Consider the following 13,949-nt stretch of genomic DNA (forward strand, 5'->3'; position numbering starts at 1 on the left):
CGGATCACTCAATATTCTGGATCTGCTCGCGGATCTTTTCGATCTCGCCCTTGATGTCCACCACATAGCGGGCGGTCTCGATATCGCTGCATTTGGAGCCGATGGTGTTGGCCTCCCGGTTGAACTCCTGGATCAGGAAATCCAGCTTCCGGCCCACGGGGCCGCCGCCGGCGAGCATATGCTCCAGCTGGGACAGGTGGCTGCGCAGACGGACGGTCTCCTCGTCCACCGCCACCTTGTCGGCAAAGATGGCCGCCTCCGTGAGGATACGGCTTGCATCGATCTGGGTGTTCTGGAGCACCTCGGTCATCTTGGCCTCCAGCCGGGCACGGTAGTCGGCCACAATGCCGGGGGCGCGCTCCTCCACCTTGCCGGTGAGCCCTGCGATCACGGCGGCACGGCTGCGCACATCCTGTACCAGCTTCTCGCCTTCCCGGAGGCGCATGGCGTCAAAATCCTGTAGGGCCATCTCCAACACGGAGCAGATGTCTCCGGACATGACTTCCAGGTCCTCCTGGGTCTTTTCCACCAGGAACACGTCAGGGAACCGGGAGAGCACGGAAACCGAGATATCATCCTTCAGGCCGTAGGCGTCCCGCAGAGCACACAGGGCGTTATAGTATCCGTCTGCCATAGGCCGGTTGAGCGAGATGCTCACATCCCCGTTTTCCGACGGACCGATGGAGACGAACACATCCACCTTTCCCCGGGAGATGTGGGCCTGAACCATGCTTTTGATCGCGTCCTCCGCAAATACGTAGATGCGGGGCAGTTTGACGGTGCAGTCCAGATAGCGGTTGTTCACCGAGCGCAGCTCCACCGTGATGGCGCGGCCGTGGAGTACAGCTTCTCCCCTGCCGTAGCCGGTCATACTCTTGATCAAAGAGCGTCCCCTCATTTCTCTTCAGAATAGGTCTGAACCATCTTCAGACCGAGGTCATCTAATTATTATACCATGCTTTTTCCTGTTTGAAAAGGGATCATTTCCGAAGGTTGCGGTCGATCCGCGCGATATAGAACGCGATCACCTGTGAAAACCCGGCGTCGTAAAGCACAAACACCAGGTTTCCGGCCAGATATACCAGCCAGCTCCGGTCCAGCGCCCCCGGCAGCATGGGAGCGATCAGGCCCCGAAGGCCGAACCAGAGCACCGTCAGCGCCAGATTGAAAAAGCCCAGCTTGCAGAAAAGGCCCGCCCACCGGGAGCGAAGGCGTTCGGCCAGGGATTTCACCACGGAATAGGGCCCGAAGAAGAGCAGATAGAGCACCGCGCAGCTCTTGTTGGGCAAGAGCAGGAGTCCCAGAACTCCGGCTGCGGCGCAGCAGAGCAGACCGGAGCGGGGCCCGCCGCAGGAGACCACTGCCGCGGCCGGCACCAGCCCGGCCAGGGCGGTAAGACCCAGCCGCCCGGAAGGAGCGGCAGCGGCCAGATACAGGAGGGCCAACGACAAAGCCGCAAGCACCGCAGTCAGGGCGGTCCTTCCGGTCCCTCCGGACGATACGCGGGACACGGATCAATACCCCCCGCAGCCGCCGCACAGGCAGTTGAGGCAGAGCAGGCTGGTGCAGCAGTCGCAGGAATCCGCGCCGCCGTAAGTGGCATAGGGGCGGTAGGCCTGTCCGCCGTTCTGCATCATGGCCAGGGCCTGACGGTATTCGCCGTTGGTGGGGTCCAGCCGGCAGGCCATCTGGTAGTGCTGCATGGCCTCGTCCAACCAGCCCTTGCGGTAGGCGATGCTGCCCATCAGAAAATGCCACTCGCCGTTCTGGGCAGGGGCCGTCCGTAAAAGCTGTTCAGCCCGGCCCAGATCCCCCAGGTTGATGGCCTGACGGGCCTGCTGATACACGCTGCCGCCGCCGGAATAGCTCTGCTGCCGGGTATAGCCGGCGCTCTGCCCGCCCGTCTGGTAGGAGGCGCCGCCGGTACGGCCCCCGGCGCGCTGCTTGGTGATCTGGTCATAGGCCTCGTTGATCTGCTTCATCTTCTCCTCTGCCAGATCAGCCAGAGGGTTGTTCTGATAGTTGTCGGGGTGGTATTTGCGGGCCAGCTCCCGGTAGGCTTTTTTCACCTCGGCGTCGCTGGCGCTGGGGTCCACGCCCAGCACCTGGTAAGGATCGGTCATAGGTCCATTCTCCTGTTATGCTTCATTTTCTTCCAGCAGCCGTCAAATACCATGCGTTCCACCGCCGGAAGGCCCAGATAGATGATATTTTCGAGAACACCCCGCCAGGCGCCCCGGTCCAGCAGCTCCAGAGCGGAGCCGGCCAGATTGCGGGAGTGGCGCAGCGTGGTAAGCACATCCTCCCGGTGCGCCGCTGCCCCATCTGGAAAGCGGGCGGCCACCGGGTTGTAGTTCCCCTGCTCCAGATCCTCCTCCAGATCGTCCCAGGCGTCCACCAGATAGATCCAGCGTCCCACATGGTAGAGAAGCTGTTCCACAGCCCGGTCCCGTCCGCTGTTCCCGGTGGCCGGGGCGGCGGCGCTGAGGAGACAGGCAAAGGCGTCGGCCGGCCGGTCCAGAGAGGGACAGTTCTCTTCCTCCAACTGGTGGAGCCGGGCAAGGCAGTCCTCCACCGTGCGGGCGTATTCGGGCCGGGCCCGGGCAGCCCGCCGGTAAGCGGGGGTGAGCAGCAGGACCAGCAGGCGGGCACCCTGCCGTTTCCAGAAGCTTCCGTCCAAAATGCCGTCCCGCAGCTTCCAATAGGTCAGGATTACGCTTTCATCAGCCGCCAGATCCATACCCGGGTGGACGGCGGTGCAGTCCCGCTTCCGGCACCACAGCCGGGCCGGGCAGCGGCACCGGGACAGCTCCGGCCGGGGGTCCGGCGGCAGCAGCAACATGGCCAGAAAGGTGAAGTCATAATTGAGGAACATCCGGGCCATCAGTCCCATGCGCCGCCCCATGGCGTCGCACACGCCGCAGTAGGCCGCCCGGTAGTACTTCCACTCCTTCACCTTCAGCTCGTCACGCACCGGTCTCACATATCCGAACATGGTCAGGGTTTCAGGACGTCGGTGATGCGGAAGGAAGTCAGACGGCGGCGCTTGACCACGCCGTTGACGAACACGGCCAGGGCCACGCCCATGGCAAAGCCCAGGACGCCCAGGGCCACAGCGATACTGTCGGTATGGGCCAGGTACTGCCCGATGAAATAGAGTACGAAAAAGAGAAGTAGCGGCACCATATAGACCACCGCGGCGATCCCCAGGATCTGGCTGGATTCGCTCTCCACCCGTACCAGGTCACCGGGCACCGCGCCCACATAATTGGACGCAGCGGCCTTCACCTCCATCTGGACCAGCATCTCACTGCAGCCGCCGCATTTGGAGCAGTCATGCCCACAGGCACTCTTGCGCTGTACCGCGATCTGGGCTACTTGGGTATTGATCAGTCTGTTTACTTTTGCGGTGTGTTCCATAAACACCTGGTGTACCGGGACCGGCCCGAACGGCCCGGACCCGGATCAATCATCCGTTGCGTTTGATATTGACGACGATGTTGTAGTCGCCGCCGACCACGCCCACATCGCTGCTGCCGTTCAGGTATACCTTGACGGGGATGGTCTGATTTCCTGAGGCGGCCCCTTTCAGATCGGCCACGATGCTGATCTGAGAGGGGATCACGGCGTTGACGGCCTCCTCTTCTCCCCGGATCTGGACCAGGCGGGACTGGGTCACAGGCTGTACGGTGCAGCCCTCCGGCTGGTTGATGAACTCGATGTTGTCCACCTCCAGGGTCCGTGTGGTCAGACCGCTGATCTTCACAGTGACGGTAGCCTCAGTAATGCCGCTCACGTTCTCCAGCGAGGTGTTGAGCTGGATGGGGAAGGTGAAGGTATCCTGGCTGAACACCTTGTAGAGTTCCACCTGGCCCAGGGACAGTTCCTTGATGCCGTCCAGAGCCTCCTCGCTGCCCGAGACCATGATGCTCCTGGGCTCGATCTCGACGCGGGCATTGGACTCCCGGGCGCCGCCGCCCTCCACGATCTCCACCGTGAGGGGGATCTCCTTCAGCTTGACCACGGGCAGAGTCACATAGACCGAGTCCACATTGGTCTCCAGTTTGAGAGCTTTGGTATCCAGTATCGAGCCGTCAAAACCCACCAGCTGGATGGGCCGCTCACCGCTGTAAGTCTCCTGGAGCTCGTCCTCCTGAGAGACCACCACCTGGGCGTAATCCACCAGCTTGACCGCATCTTCCTCGCCGCTGACCGTGACAGCGCCGGGGGTGATGGAGAATTCGCCGGCCTGGAAGCCCTCGGCCACCTCACCGTTGAACACGCCCCGCACTTCTATCTCCCGGTCGCTGCGGCGGGCCACTGTGTATTTGATGTTCTGGTCGCCGGAGGCACTGACAATGCTCACACTGCTGATGCTGGCGCGGGAAATGTTGGAGGGGTAGATGATGCTGCTGTAGCCGGAGGACTGGCTGCCCGGTCCGGTGATGTTGGATACATCTACGGTCACACTGATGTTGTCTTTGCTCAGCTTGGTGAGCACTTTCCACGGGGCCCGGATCTTCAGTGTCACCTTCTGCTCGGCGCCGTCGGTGATCATCAGCCCCCGCTCCTCCAGACGCTCCACACCGGTAAAGACTACAGGTACGCTGTATGTGCTCTCGTCTTCCTGATTCAGGTCGCTGCCCACATAGAGCCACAAAAAGATGGCCAGCAGCACGGACAGGGCGATATAGAGCGCTTTATTCTCCTTCTTCTTCTCCATCACCGTTTCCTCCCTTCCGTCCTCTGATCAGTCCGAACAGCCTGAACTTCTGGCTGTCCGTTTCTTCCTTCAGGGGCATCAGCTCATTGCGCAGCAGGCGGTCCAGGGTCTCGGGGGCCAGATGCCGCTTCAGCATGCCGCCCACTGCCACCGAGATGGAACCGGTCTCCTCTGAGACGATGGCTACCACCGCGTCGGAATGTTCGCTGGCGCCGATGCCGGCCCGGTGCCGCATGCCCAGGTCCCGGGAGAGGTTCACGTTTCCCGACAGGGGGAGCACGCAGCCTGCGCCCACAATGCGCCCGTTGCGGACGATGACCGCACCGTCATGGAGGGGCGCCTTGTTCCAGAACAGGTTTTTCAGCAGCTCGCTGCTCACCGAGCAGTCCAGCGCGGTGCCGGTCTTGATGGCGTCGTCGAAAAGGTTCTTCCGCTCAAAGACCATCAGCGCGCCGGTCTTGCTCTTGGACAGAGCGGCATAGGCCTCCACAGTCTGCTGGATGGCGTGTTCGATCTCATCCGGCGCTTCCGTGTGGGCGAACACGTCGCCAAGGCGGCTGCTGCCCATCTGCTCCAGAAATTTGCGGATCTCCGGCTGGAACAGGATAACAAGCGCCAGAACACCCCATTCCACCATTTTCCCAAGGAAAAAATTGACGGTGCTCAGCTGCAGCAGCGACGAGGCCCACAGAGCTGCCAGAATAAGCATAACGCCCTTGGCTACCTGCCCGGAGCTGCTCCGCCGTACCAGAAGGATCAGCTTGTAGATGATGAAGGCCATGATACCGATGTCAATGATATCGGTAATATGCACCAGTCGAAGATAATTCAGGGACCACTGCAAAAACTGATAGATATGTTCCATTTCCAACGTCTCCCCCATGCGCCCGGAGCTGGGGCAGCCCCGTGTCAGCCGGCATTTCGCAAACGAAATACGCCCACTCTTTAACTCATTTATTATACTGGTTTTCCGCTGTATTGGCAATAAGAAAGGAGATTAAACTTCTCTGAACATTTTGTGAATACCCCGGAACGCAGACAGGACCGCGTTTTGTTCCCGCGAGCCGTCATTCGCCCGGAAGATCAAAGCGTCAGACATTGTGCCCGGGATGCCGCGTCCTGGTGCGGGACAGCAAACAGGGGCGCGGCGGATGCTCCGCCGCGCCTGCTCTCATGAAGTAATACGGCCCAGGGCCGCCGCCAGCTGCCGTACCTCGCCCCCGGTATTGAAGACGGAGAAACTGGCGCGCACGGTTCCGGTATCAAAGGTACCGGCGGTGCGGTGGGCCAGCGGCGCACAATGGAGCCCCGCCCGCACTGCGATATCCCGTCCGGCCAGGGCCTCCCCCACGGCCTCGCAGTCCATTCCCTCCACCCGGAAGGACAGGACGCCGGCCTGATGGGCCAGAGTGGGCCCGGCGAATACCGTGACCCCCGGCAGGGCGGACAGGCGCGCGGCCGCCATGGCGGTCAGCCCCTCCTCATGGTCCCGGATCCGCTGGATTCCGGTGCGCTCCAGAAAACGGAGCCCTTCCAGAAGCCCGGCGATCCCCGCCATGTTGTGGGTACCGGCCTCCAGGCGGTCGGGCAGGAAATCCGGCATCTCTGTCAGCGCGGAGGCGCTTCCGGTCCCGCCCTCCAGTACGGTGGATACCTCCTCCCGGCCGCAGAGCAGCAGGCCGGTGCCCTGGGGGCCGTAGAGCCCCTTGTGCCCGGGCATGGCGATGAAGGCCGCACCCAGCGCCTCCATGGATACGGGAAGGACGCCGGCGGACTGGGACGCATCCAGCACAAATGGGACGTTTCGTTCCCGGCAGATCGCCGCGATCCCCTCCACCGGAAGGATATAGCCAAACACATTGGAAACGTGGGTACAGACTACCGCCGCCGTCCCGGGCGTCACCGCCCGCTCAAACTGCTCCAGCATGGCCTTCGGCTGAAAGAGCGGCGCCTGAATTGCGGTGGTATTGGCGCCCAGCGCGTTCAGGGGACGGGTCACGGCATTGTGCTCATAGCCCGAGATGACCACCCGGTCCCCCGGCCTTACCAGTGTTTTGATGGCAATGTTGAGGGCATGTGTGGCATTGAAGGTAAAAATAACACGGCCCGGGTCTTCCATCTCAAACAATTTGGCCGCCAGGCTCCGGCACCGAAAGGCGGTGTCGGCCGCCAGAGAGGCCGGACGGTGACCGCCCCGGCCGGGTGTGGCCATATGCTGGATGGCGTAAGAAGCCGCCCGCGCCACCGCGGGCGGCTTCTGGAGCGTGGTGGCCGCACTGTCCAGATAGATCATAGCAGCACCTCTTTGTAGCTTCCGTCGCTGGTCGTTACGAATACGCGCTTGGGGCCCAGCCCGGCCCGCTTCAGCGCGGCGAGGGCGTTGGCCAAGTTCTGTTCGGAGACCTTGACTGAATAGCCGCACCCTTCCCCGGCAATTGCCTGGGGAGAGCGCAGGATATGGCCGACGATGCCTGCCCGCTCCAGGGCGGAAGCCGTCCGCTGGGCGTGGGTCAGGGAACGGCACAGGATAAGATAATAGACCATGTTGAAACGCTCCTCTCGCCACAGATTATGCCGCGGACAGGGCGGGTGTGCAAAAAAACAGCCTGCGGCGGAAGGAAAAATTCCTCCGCCCCAGGCCATCTTTTCTCCTGCATGCTTATACTTCCTCCAGCAGGGCCACTGCATGGGCGGCCATGCCCTCCCCCGCGCCGGTGAAGCCCAGGCCCTCCTCGGTGGTGGCCTTCACATTGACCCGGTCCTCCCCCACGCCCAGATGGGCGGCCAGGTTGGCCCGCATCTGCGGGATATGGGGAGCCAGCCTGGGACGCTGGGCCAGGATGGTGGCGTCCACATTGCCCACCCGGTATCCCCGCTCCGAGAGCATCTCCATCACCCGGTCCAGCAGGAGCAGGCTGTCCGCCCCCTCATAGGCCGGGTCGGTATCGGGAAAGGCGTGTCCGATGTCCCACAGGCCGGCCGCCCCCAGCAGGGCGTCCATCACCGCGTGGGTGAGGACGTCGGCGTCCGAATGGCCCAGGAGGCCCTTTTCCCACGGGATGTCCACCCCGCCCAGGATGAGCCTGCGGCCGGTGGTGAGCCTGTGTACGTCATATCCGTGTCCGATCCTCAATTCCGCTCCCTCCAGTCCAGCAGCGCCTCGGCAAGGACCATATCCTCCGGCGTGGTGATTTTCAGATTCATATAGTCCCCCTCGGTGAGGGAGACCTTCATGCCCATGCGCTCCACGGCGGAGCAGTCGTCGGTGAGCTCGGCGCCCTCCTCCAGCGCCCGGGCCAGCGCCCCCCGGATCAGGTCGGCGTCAAAAACCTGGGGAGTCTGGACCGCGAAGAGTTCGGAGCGGTCAGGGGTGGACTCCACCACATGCCCTACCGCCCGCTTGATGGTGTCCTTCACCGGTACGGCAGGGGCGGCGGCTCCGGTCTCCTCCGCGCGGGCGATGACCGCGTCCAGCAGGGCCTGGCTCACCAGGGGACGGGCACCGTCGTGGATGGCGATAAGAGCGGCATCGGGGTCGGTCTCCCGGATGCCCCGGAGCACCGACTCCGCCCGGCTGGCGCCTCCCACCACCACCCTGGTCACCTTTTCCAGGGCGGCGTCCCGGCAGAGCTGGCTGATGGGCACGATCAGATCCTCCCGGGTGACCACCACGATCTCGTGGATCCGGGGGCAGGCGTCCAGCGCGCGCAGGGTGTGCAGGAGCAGCGGCACGTCCCTCAGGGGAAGCAGGATCTTGTCCTGCCCCTCCATACGGGAGGAGGAACCGGCCGCGGGGACCACTGCGGAACAGAAGGCACTCTCCGCCCGGTCCCGCCGGAACAGACGCTTGAGCCATTGGGCCATATGTATTCTCCTCTTTTCTTACGAAAAAGGAGCCCGAAGGCTCCTCTTATCCGATATCATGCCAGGTCAGACGCAGTGCGAAACACCGCTGTTCAGTCTAGCGTTATTATAGCATGTCTCTATTCTATTAGGCAAGGGCGGTATTGATGCGCGCCTCCACATCTTCATAGCTGGAATTCTGGGAGAGAACGATCTCAGAGATCAGGATCTGCTTGGCCGAGTGGAGCATCTTCCGTTCCCCGGTGGACAGGCCCCGCTCCCCATCCCGCACGGACAGGCTCTTGATGACCCGTGCCACCTCCAGCAGGTCTCCGCTCTTCAGGCGCAGCATGTTCTCCCGGTAGCGCCGGTTCCAGTTCTGGGTGGTATCCACCTCGATTTCCGGGAATGCTGCGATGATGCGCTCCGCCTCCTGCTCATCCACCACCGGCCGTACCCCGATCTCGCCGCAGCTCTGGACCGGGATCATTACCAGCATGCCGCCCATGGGTAGTTTGAGGATATAGTACTCCCGCACGACTCCATTGACCTTTTTCTGTACGATGCTGTCTACGATACCGGCGCCATGCATCGGATGGACAATCTTATCTCCTACCTGAAACATTACTCCCACCTCCCGGAAGCGACTTTGAGCCGTTAACTGTTTCCTACTTCCAAATACATTAAGTATTATACCTGCTTTTATGCTGTTTTGCAAGCAAAATGAAGGTAAAAAACCGTGGAGTCCGGGATATTGTTTCTGTTTTCGCTACTATCGGGCCCCGCACAGCGGGTAAGGAGCGCCGCCGTACCGCGCCGGCACAAAAAAACAGCCCGCTTCCCCGGAAGCGGGCTGTTTCATACTGATCGAAGCGGAAGAGAGCGGATTACTCCTCAGTACCCTCGTCCTCGCTCTTGCCATCCTCCAGCAGGGCGCGGATGGACAGGGAAACCTTCTTGTTTTCAAAGTCGATGTCGGTGATCTTCACGTCCACCATCTGGCCCTCGGACAGGACGTCGCCGGGCTTGTCGATGCGGTGGTCGGCGATCTGAGAGATGTGGATCAGGCCGTCCACGCCGGGAACGATCTCGGCAAAAGCGCCGAAGGTCATCAGCTTGACCACCTTCACGTTGGCCACGGAGCCCACGTCGTAGGTGGAGGTGAACTTGGCCCAGGGATCCTCGGTGCGGTCCTTCATGCCCAGGGAGATCTTCTTCTTCTCCTTGTCGGCGGAGATGACATAGACCTCGACGGTGTCGCCCACCTTGACCACCTCGGAGGGGTGCTTGATGCGGCTCCAGGACAGCTCGGAGATGTGGACCATGCCGTCCACGCCGCCGATGTCAACGAAAGCGCCGTAGGAAGTCAGGGACTTCACGGTACCGGTGTAGCGCTTGCCGTCCTCGATGTTCTCCCAGACCTCGGCAGCCTTGGCGGCGCGCTCCTCGGCGGCGACGGCGCGGATGGAGCCCACCACACGGCGGCGGGCGCGGTTGACCTCGGTGATGCGCAGGCGGACGTGCTGCTTGACCAGCTCGGTCATGGCGGCATCGCGGGGCAGACCGGTCTGAGAGGCGGGAACGAACACGCGGACGCCCTTGACGCTCACGACCACGCCGCCCTTGTTCTCCTCGGTGACCACACCCTCGACCACGGTGTGATCCTCCTTGGCCTGCTCGATATCGTCCCAGCTCTTGACGGTATCCAGGCGCTTCTTGGACAGGGTGACCACACCCTCCTGATCGTTGACACGCATGACGTAGGTCTCGATCTCGTCGCCTACCTTCACGATGTCCTCGACCTTTACAGTGGGATCGTCGGTGAGCTCAGACACCGGTATGTAACCGGCGTGCTTGGTGCCCAGGTCGACGTAGATCTCAGTCGGCGTAATGCCAGTAACGACGCCGGTAACCTTCTCCCCTGTATTTAAAGTTTTGATCGACTTCTCCAGCATTTCAGCAAAGGATTCCTCGATCTCCATGTTTTCTGCGCTCATTTTGTCATAGACCTCCTTTATAATCCACCCGGGCGTAGACGCACCCGCGGTGATTCCTATAGAAGCCTTCCCGTACAGGTTGGAAGGTTCCAGTTCCTCTGCGCGTTCGATCCAGAGGACCTGCGGACAGAGAGCCGTGCACAGTTCAGTCAGGCGCCGGGTGTTGGAGCTTTCGCGCCCGCCGATGACGATCATGGCGTCACTTTGGGACGCCAACGCCTGGGCCTCACTTTGCCGTTTGCACGTAGCATCACATATTGTATCAAAAATTTTTAAATTTGTACACTGTTTTTTTGCTTTTTCTATGCACGAATTCCATTTGGCCTGGGTAGAGGTGGTTTGGGACACCATCGTGATGGGGATATCCGGCCCCTCTGGCAGCCCGGAAAGCCACTGTTCCAGGGCCTCCGGCCCTTCCAGCACCACCGCGCGGCGGCACCAGCCCGCAATGGCCCGCACCTCCGGGTGGGACGGCGTGCCGATGATAACGGGCTGCCGTCCCTCTTCCTCAGCCTGGGCCACGATGCGGTGGATGCGGGTGACGTTGGGGCAGGTGGCATCGATAACCGGATTGCCCCGGGCGGCCAGGGCGTCGTATACCGCTTTTCCCTCCCCATGGGAGCGGATGATCACCGCCGCCCCTTCAGGGGCCTCCTCCGGGGAAGAAATCACGCCCACGCCGGCCTGCCGCAGCCGGTCGATGACGCTGCTGTTGTGGATGATCTGTCCCAGCATCACGCAGGGGCGGCCGGAGGCGGCAGCCTCCTCCGCCATCTTCACCGCCCGCTTGACGCCGTAGCAGAAGCCCGCCGATCCGGCCAGCGTAACGCGGCTCATTGTGCAAGCTCCCGCAGCGCGCGGATGCGGTCCATCAGATCGGCGGTGATAGCCTCGTACTCCTCAGGCGTTCCTTTACGGGAGGCCACCTGGGGCATGTAAGGCTCGCCGATGACCACGGGGGTCCGCCGGAACCAGGGCTTTTTCTCTGGTACGTACACAGGCAGGATGGGAACGCCGCAGCGCACGGCCAGCATGGCGGCCCCCGCCTTGGGATGGCTCACCTCTCCCCTGCTCTCCCGGACCCGGGTACCTTCGGGGAAAAGAAGTACCTTTTCTCCGCTGCGCAGGAACTTCATTGCGGTCTTGACGGCGGCCACATCGGTCTTTTCCCGCTCCACGCCGAACACACCGGCCTTGCCCAGGACCCAGCCCACCACCGGCACCCGCATCAGTTCGGCCTTGGCCATGGCCCGGAGCTGGTTTTTCAGCCGGAAGGCAAAGGCCAGAAAGAGCGGATCGCTCATGGCGGTGTGGTTGCAGCACACCATGGCCGCCCCTTCCGGGATGTGCTCCCGGCCGATGACCTTGCCGGGATGGACCAGATTGAAGAACGGAAATACCAGGCAGTAAACAAAGATATACCAGCCTCTCATGCGCCCACTCCCTTTCTCGCCACGTCCAGCAGGAGACGGAAGCTCTCCTCCAGCGTGTTCCCGGTGGTATCCACAGCCACGGCGTCCTCCGCCTGGCGGAGAGGCGCGGCGGCACGCCGGGTATCCCGCTCATCCCGGGCGATAATGTCCCTGAGGACCGTATCGAAATCCACGTCGTTCCCCCGCTCCCGCAGCTCCTCATAGCGGCGCCGGGCCCGGTCCTCCGCTGTGGCGGTGAGGAAGATCTTCACATCGGCGTCAGGCAGGACCACCGTGCCGATGTCCCGCCCGTCCATGATGACATTCTGCCGCCGGGCCAGGTCCCGCTGCATCTCCATCAGGAAAGCGCGCACCTCCGGGATGGCCGACACCGCCGAGGCGTAATGGGACACCGCCGGCTCCCGGATGGCGGCGCTCACGTCCTCGCCGTCCAGATACATGTGCTGCAGGCCGTCCCCGCCGTGGCGCAGGTCGATGCGGATCTGCTCCAGCAGCTCCACCACCCTGCCGCTGTCCTCCGGGGACACTCCCCGGCGCAGGGCGGCCAGACCCAGGGTGCGGTAGATGGCCCCGGTATCCACGTAGAGGTAGCCCATAGCCTGGGCCACCCGGCGGGCCAGGGTGCTCTTCCCTGCGCCGGAGGGTCCGTCAATGGCAATGCTCTTAAAACCCATGGTCAACAAGCTCCTTCTTCCAACAGGGATTGGGCGGCGGCCGCTCCGGCCGCCCGGCCGGTGGACCAGGCGATCTGAAGATTGAAGCCGCCGGTATAGGCGTCCACGTCCAGTACTTCCCCGGCCAGGTAGAGGCCGGGCGCCTTTTTGGACGCCATGGTATGGGGGTCCACCTCTGACACCTTCACGCCGCCGGCGGTGATGATGGCCTCCTCAATGGGCCGGGGGCCGGCGATATCCACCCGGAAGCACTTGAGCAGCTCCAGCAGCCGCCGGCGCTGGACCCGGGTGACCGAGTTGGCCTTGGTCTCACCCGGGATACCGGAAAGCTCCACCATCACCGGGATCATCAGCCGGGGCAGCAACCCCTCCAGCACATGGTCAAAGTCCCGGTTGGACTGTTCGGCCAGGTCCCGCAGCAGCCGCTGGTCCAGCTTCTCCTCGTCCAGGGCGGGCTTCAGGTCCAGCAGCACGTGGTAGCGGTCCTTCTCAAAGTCCCGCATGTGGGCGCTGGCGCTGAGGATCAGCGGGCCGGACAGGCCGAAGTGGGTGAAAAGCAGCTCGCCCTGCCCGGCATATACCACCTTTTTCTTCTGATTGCGGACCTTGACAGCCACGTTGCGCAGAGAGAGCCCCTGCATCCGGCGGCACAGATCCCCCTCAGCCACCAGAGGCACCAGCGAGCCCCTGGGCGGCAGGATGGTGTGCTCCAAAGCCGCGGCCATGGCGTATCCGTCCCCGGTGGAGCCGGTCAGCGGATAGGAAGCCCCGCCGGTGGCCAGGATCACCACCCGGCCGGCATAGGACCCGTGCTCACAGCGGACGCCGGTGACCCGGCCCTCCCCATCGGTGAGCAAAGCCTCAGCCCGGTCCTCCACCAGCTCCACCCGGGCGCGGCGCAGCGCCATGAACAGGGCGTCGATGATGTCGGCGGCCTTGTCCGAACACGGGAACACCCGGTTGCCCCGCTCGGTCTTGAGTGGGACGCCAAGGCCCTCAAAAAACGCCTTCACCTCTTCCGGCGGGAAGCGTGTGACGGCGCTGGTGAGAAATTTGCTGTTGCGGGGCACGTTCTGAAGGACCTCGGCCGCAGGGCAGTCGTTGGTCACATTGCACCGTCCCTTGCCGGTGATATACAGCTTGCGGCCCACCTTCTGGTTGCGCTCCAGCAGCAGCACTGAGCAGCCGCGCTCCGCGGCGGTGAGGGCGGCCATCATCCCGGCCGCCCCCGCGCCGATCACGATCACATCTGTCAAAGGCTCTCTCTCCTTTGCGGGGA

The 13,949-nt window shown here is 62.8% G+C and carries 16 protein-coding genes; all 16 read right to left on the reverse strand.

What is annotated here, in order from left to right:
* Positions 1–4: 4 nt before the first annotated feature.
* The 16 genes from ACTNBZ_RS01910 to ACTNBZ_RS01985 all read right to left on the reverse strand — a co-directional run bounded on the left by ACTNBZ_RS01910 (position 5) and on the right by ACTNBZ_RS01985 (position 13,926).
* Positions 5–883 (reverse strand): YicC/YloC family endoribonuclease, encoded by an 879-nt coding sequence (locus tag ACTNBZ_RS01910; protein WP_441207954.1) that lies wholly within the window; start codon positions 881–883, stop codon positions 5–7.
* A gap of 97 nt (positions 884–980) precedes the next feature.
* The gene (locus ACTNBZ_RS01915; RefSeq protein ID WP_441207955.1) at positions 981–1,511 is read right to left on the reverse strand and encodes a hypothetical protein; all 531 of its coding nucleotides are present in this window, start codon (positions 1,509–1,511) and stop codon (positions 981–983) included.
* A gap of 3 nt (positions 1,512–1,514) precedes the next feature.
* On the reverse strand, positions 1,515–2,123 hold the full coding sequence (locus ACTNBZ_RS01920; RefSeq protein ID WP_441207956.1) for a J domain-containing protein: 609 nt from the start codon (positions 2,121–2,123) through the stop codon (positions 1,515–1,517).
* Complete coding sequence (locus ACTNBZ_RS01925; protein WP_441207957.1) at positions 2,120–2,995, reverse strand: DUF5685 family protein; 876 nt, start codon at positions 2,993–2,995, stop codon at positions 2,120–2,122. The genes ACTNBZ_RS01920 and ACTNBZ_RS01925 overlap by 4 nt, the downstream gene beginning before the upstream one ends.
* A 2-nt stretch (positions 2,996–2,997) precedes the next feature.
* Positions 2,998–3,420, reverse strand: a complete 423-nt coding sequence (locus ACTNBZ_RS01930) for a SoxR reducing system RseC family protein (RefSeq protein WP_441207958.1) — start codon at positions 3,418–3,420, stop codon at positions 2,998–3,000.
* A 49-nt stretch (positions 3,421–3,469) separates the two neighbouring features.
* The gene (locus ACTNBZ_RS01935) at positions 3,470–4,723 is read right to left on the reverse strand and encodes a CdaR family protein (RefSeq protein ID WP_441207959.1); all 1,254 of its coding nucleotides are present in this window, start codon (positions 4,721–4,723) and stop codon (positions 3,470–3,472) included.
* A complete protein-coding gene (gene cdaA, locus ACTNBZ_RS01940; protein WP_441207960.1) occupies positions 4,701–5,588 on the reverse strand; it encodes a diadenylate cyclase CdaA in 888 nt (295 codons plus the stop codon). Before cdaA ends, ACTNBZ_RS01935 begins: the two co-directional genes overlap by 23 nt.
* Before the next feature lie 306 nt (positions 5,589–5,894).
* Positions 5,895–7,016: an aminotransferase class V-fold PLP-dependent enzyme gene (locus ACTNBZ_RS01945; protein ID WP_441207961.1), complete on the reverse strand. Its 1,122-nt coding sequence runs from the start codon at positions 7,014–7,016 to the stop codon at positions 5,895–5,897.
* On the reverse strand, positions 7,013–7,267 hold the full coding sequence (locus ACTNBZ_RS01950; protein WP_441207962.1) for a DUF3343 domain-containing protein: 255 nt from the start codon (positions 7,265–7,267) through the stop codon (positions 7,013–7,015). The genes ACTNBZ_RS01945 and ACTNBZ_RS01950 overlap by 4 nt, the downstream gene beginning before the upstream one ends.
* A 115-nt stretch (positions 7,268–7,382) precedes the next feature.
* On the reverse strand, positions 7,383–7,856 hold the full coding sequence (gene ispF, locus ACTNBZ_RS01955; RefSeq protein ID WP_441207963.1) for a 2-C-methyl-D-erythritol 2,4-cyclodiphosphate synthase: 474 nt from the start codon (positions 7,854–7,856) through the stop codon (positions 7,383–7,385).
* Positions 7,853–8,587, reverse strand: a complete 735-nt coding sequence (ispD, locus tag ACTNBZ_RS01960; RefSeq protein WP_441207964.1) for a 2-C-methyl-D-erythritol 4-phosphate cytidylyltransferase — start codon at positions 8,585–8,587, stop codon at positions 7,853–7,855. Before ispD ends, ispF begins: the two co-directional genes overlap by 4 nt.
* A 127-nt stretch (positions 8,588–8,714) precedes the next feature.
* Positions 8,715–9,191: a CarD family transcriptional regulator gene (locus ACTNBZ_RS01965; protein ID WP_441207965.1), complete on the reverse strand. Its 477-nt coding sequence runs from the start codon at positions 9,189–9,191 to the stop codon at positions 8,715–8,717.
* Positions 9,192–9,453: 262 nt separating this feature from the next.
* Positions 9,454–11,400 carry a bifunctional 4-hydroxy-3-methylbut-2-enyl diphosphate reductase/30S ribosomal protein S1 gene (locus ACTNBZ_RS01970; protein ID WP_441207966.1) on the reverse strand — a complete coding sequence of 649 codons (1,947 nt, stop codon included), beginning with the start codon at positions 11,398–11,400 and terminating at the stop codon, positions 9,454–9,456.
* Entirely contained in the window at positions 11,397–11,996 is a 600-nt protein-coding gene (locus ACTNBZ_RS01975) for a lysophospholipid acyltransferase family protein (protein ID WP_441207967.1), read from the reverse strand. The genes ACTNBZ_RS01970 and ACTNBZ_RS01975 overlap by 4 nt, the downstream gene beginning before the upstream one ends.
* Complete coding sequence (cmk, locus tag ACTNBZ_RS01980; RefSeq protein ID WP_441207968.1) at positions 11,993–12,670, reverse strand: (d)CMP kinase; 678 nt, start codon at positions 12,668–12,670, stop codon at positions 11,993–11,995. Before cmk ends, ACTNBZ_RS01975 begins: the two co-directional genes overlap by 4 nt.
* A 2-nt stretch (positions 12,671–12,672) precedes the next feature.
* The gene (locus ACTNBZ_RS01985; protein ID WP_441207969.1) at positions 12,673–13,926 is read right to left on the reverse strand and encodes an NAD(P)/FAD-dependent oxidoreductase; all 1,254 of its coding nucleotides are present in this window, start codon (positions 13,924–13,926) and stop codon (positions 12,673–12,675) included.
* Positions 13,927–13,949 lie beyond the last annotated feature (23 nt).

The organism is Pseudoflavonifractor sp. HCP28S3_F10, from assembly GCF_052065415.1.
GTDB lineage: Bacteria > Bacillota > Clostridia > Oscillospirales > Oscillospiraceae > Pseudoflavonifractor_A.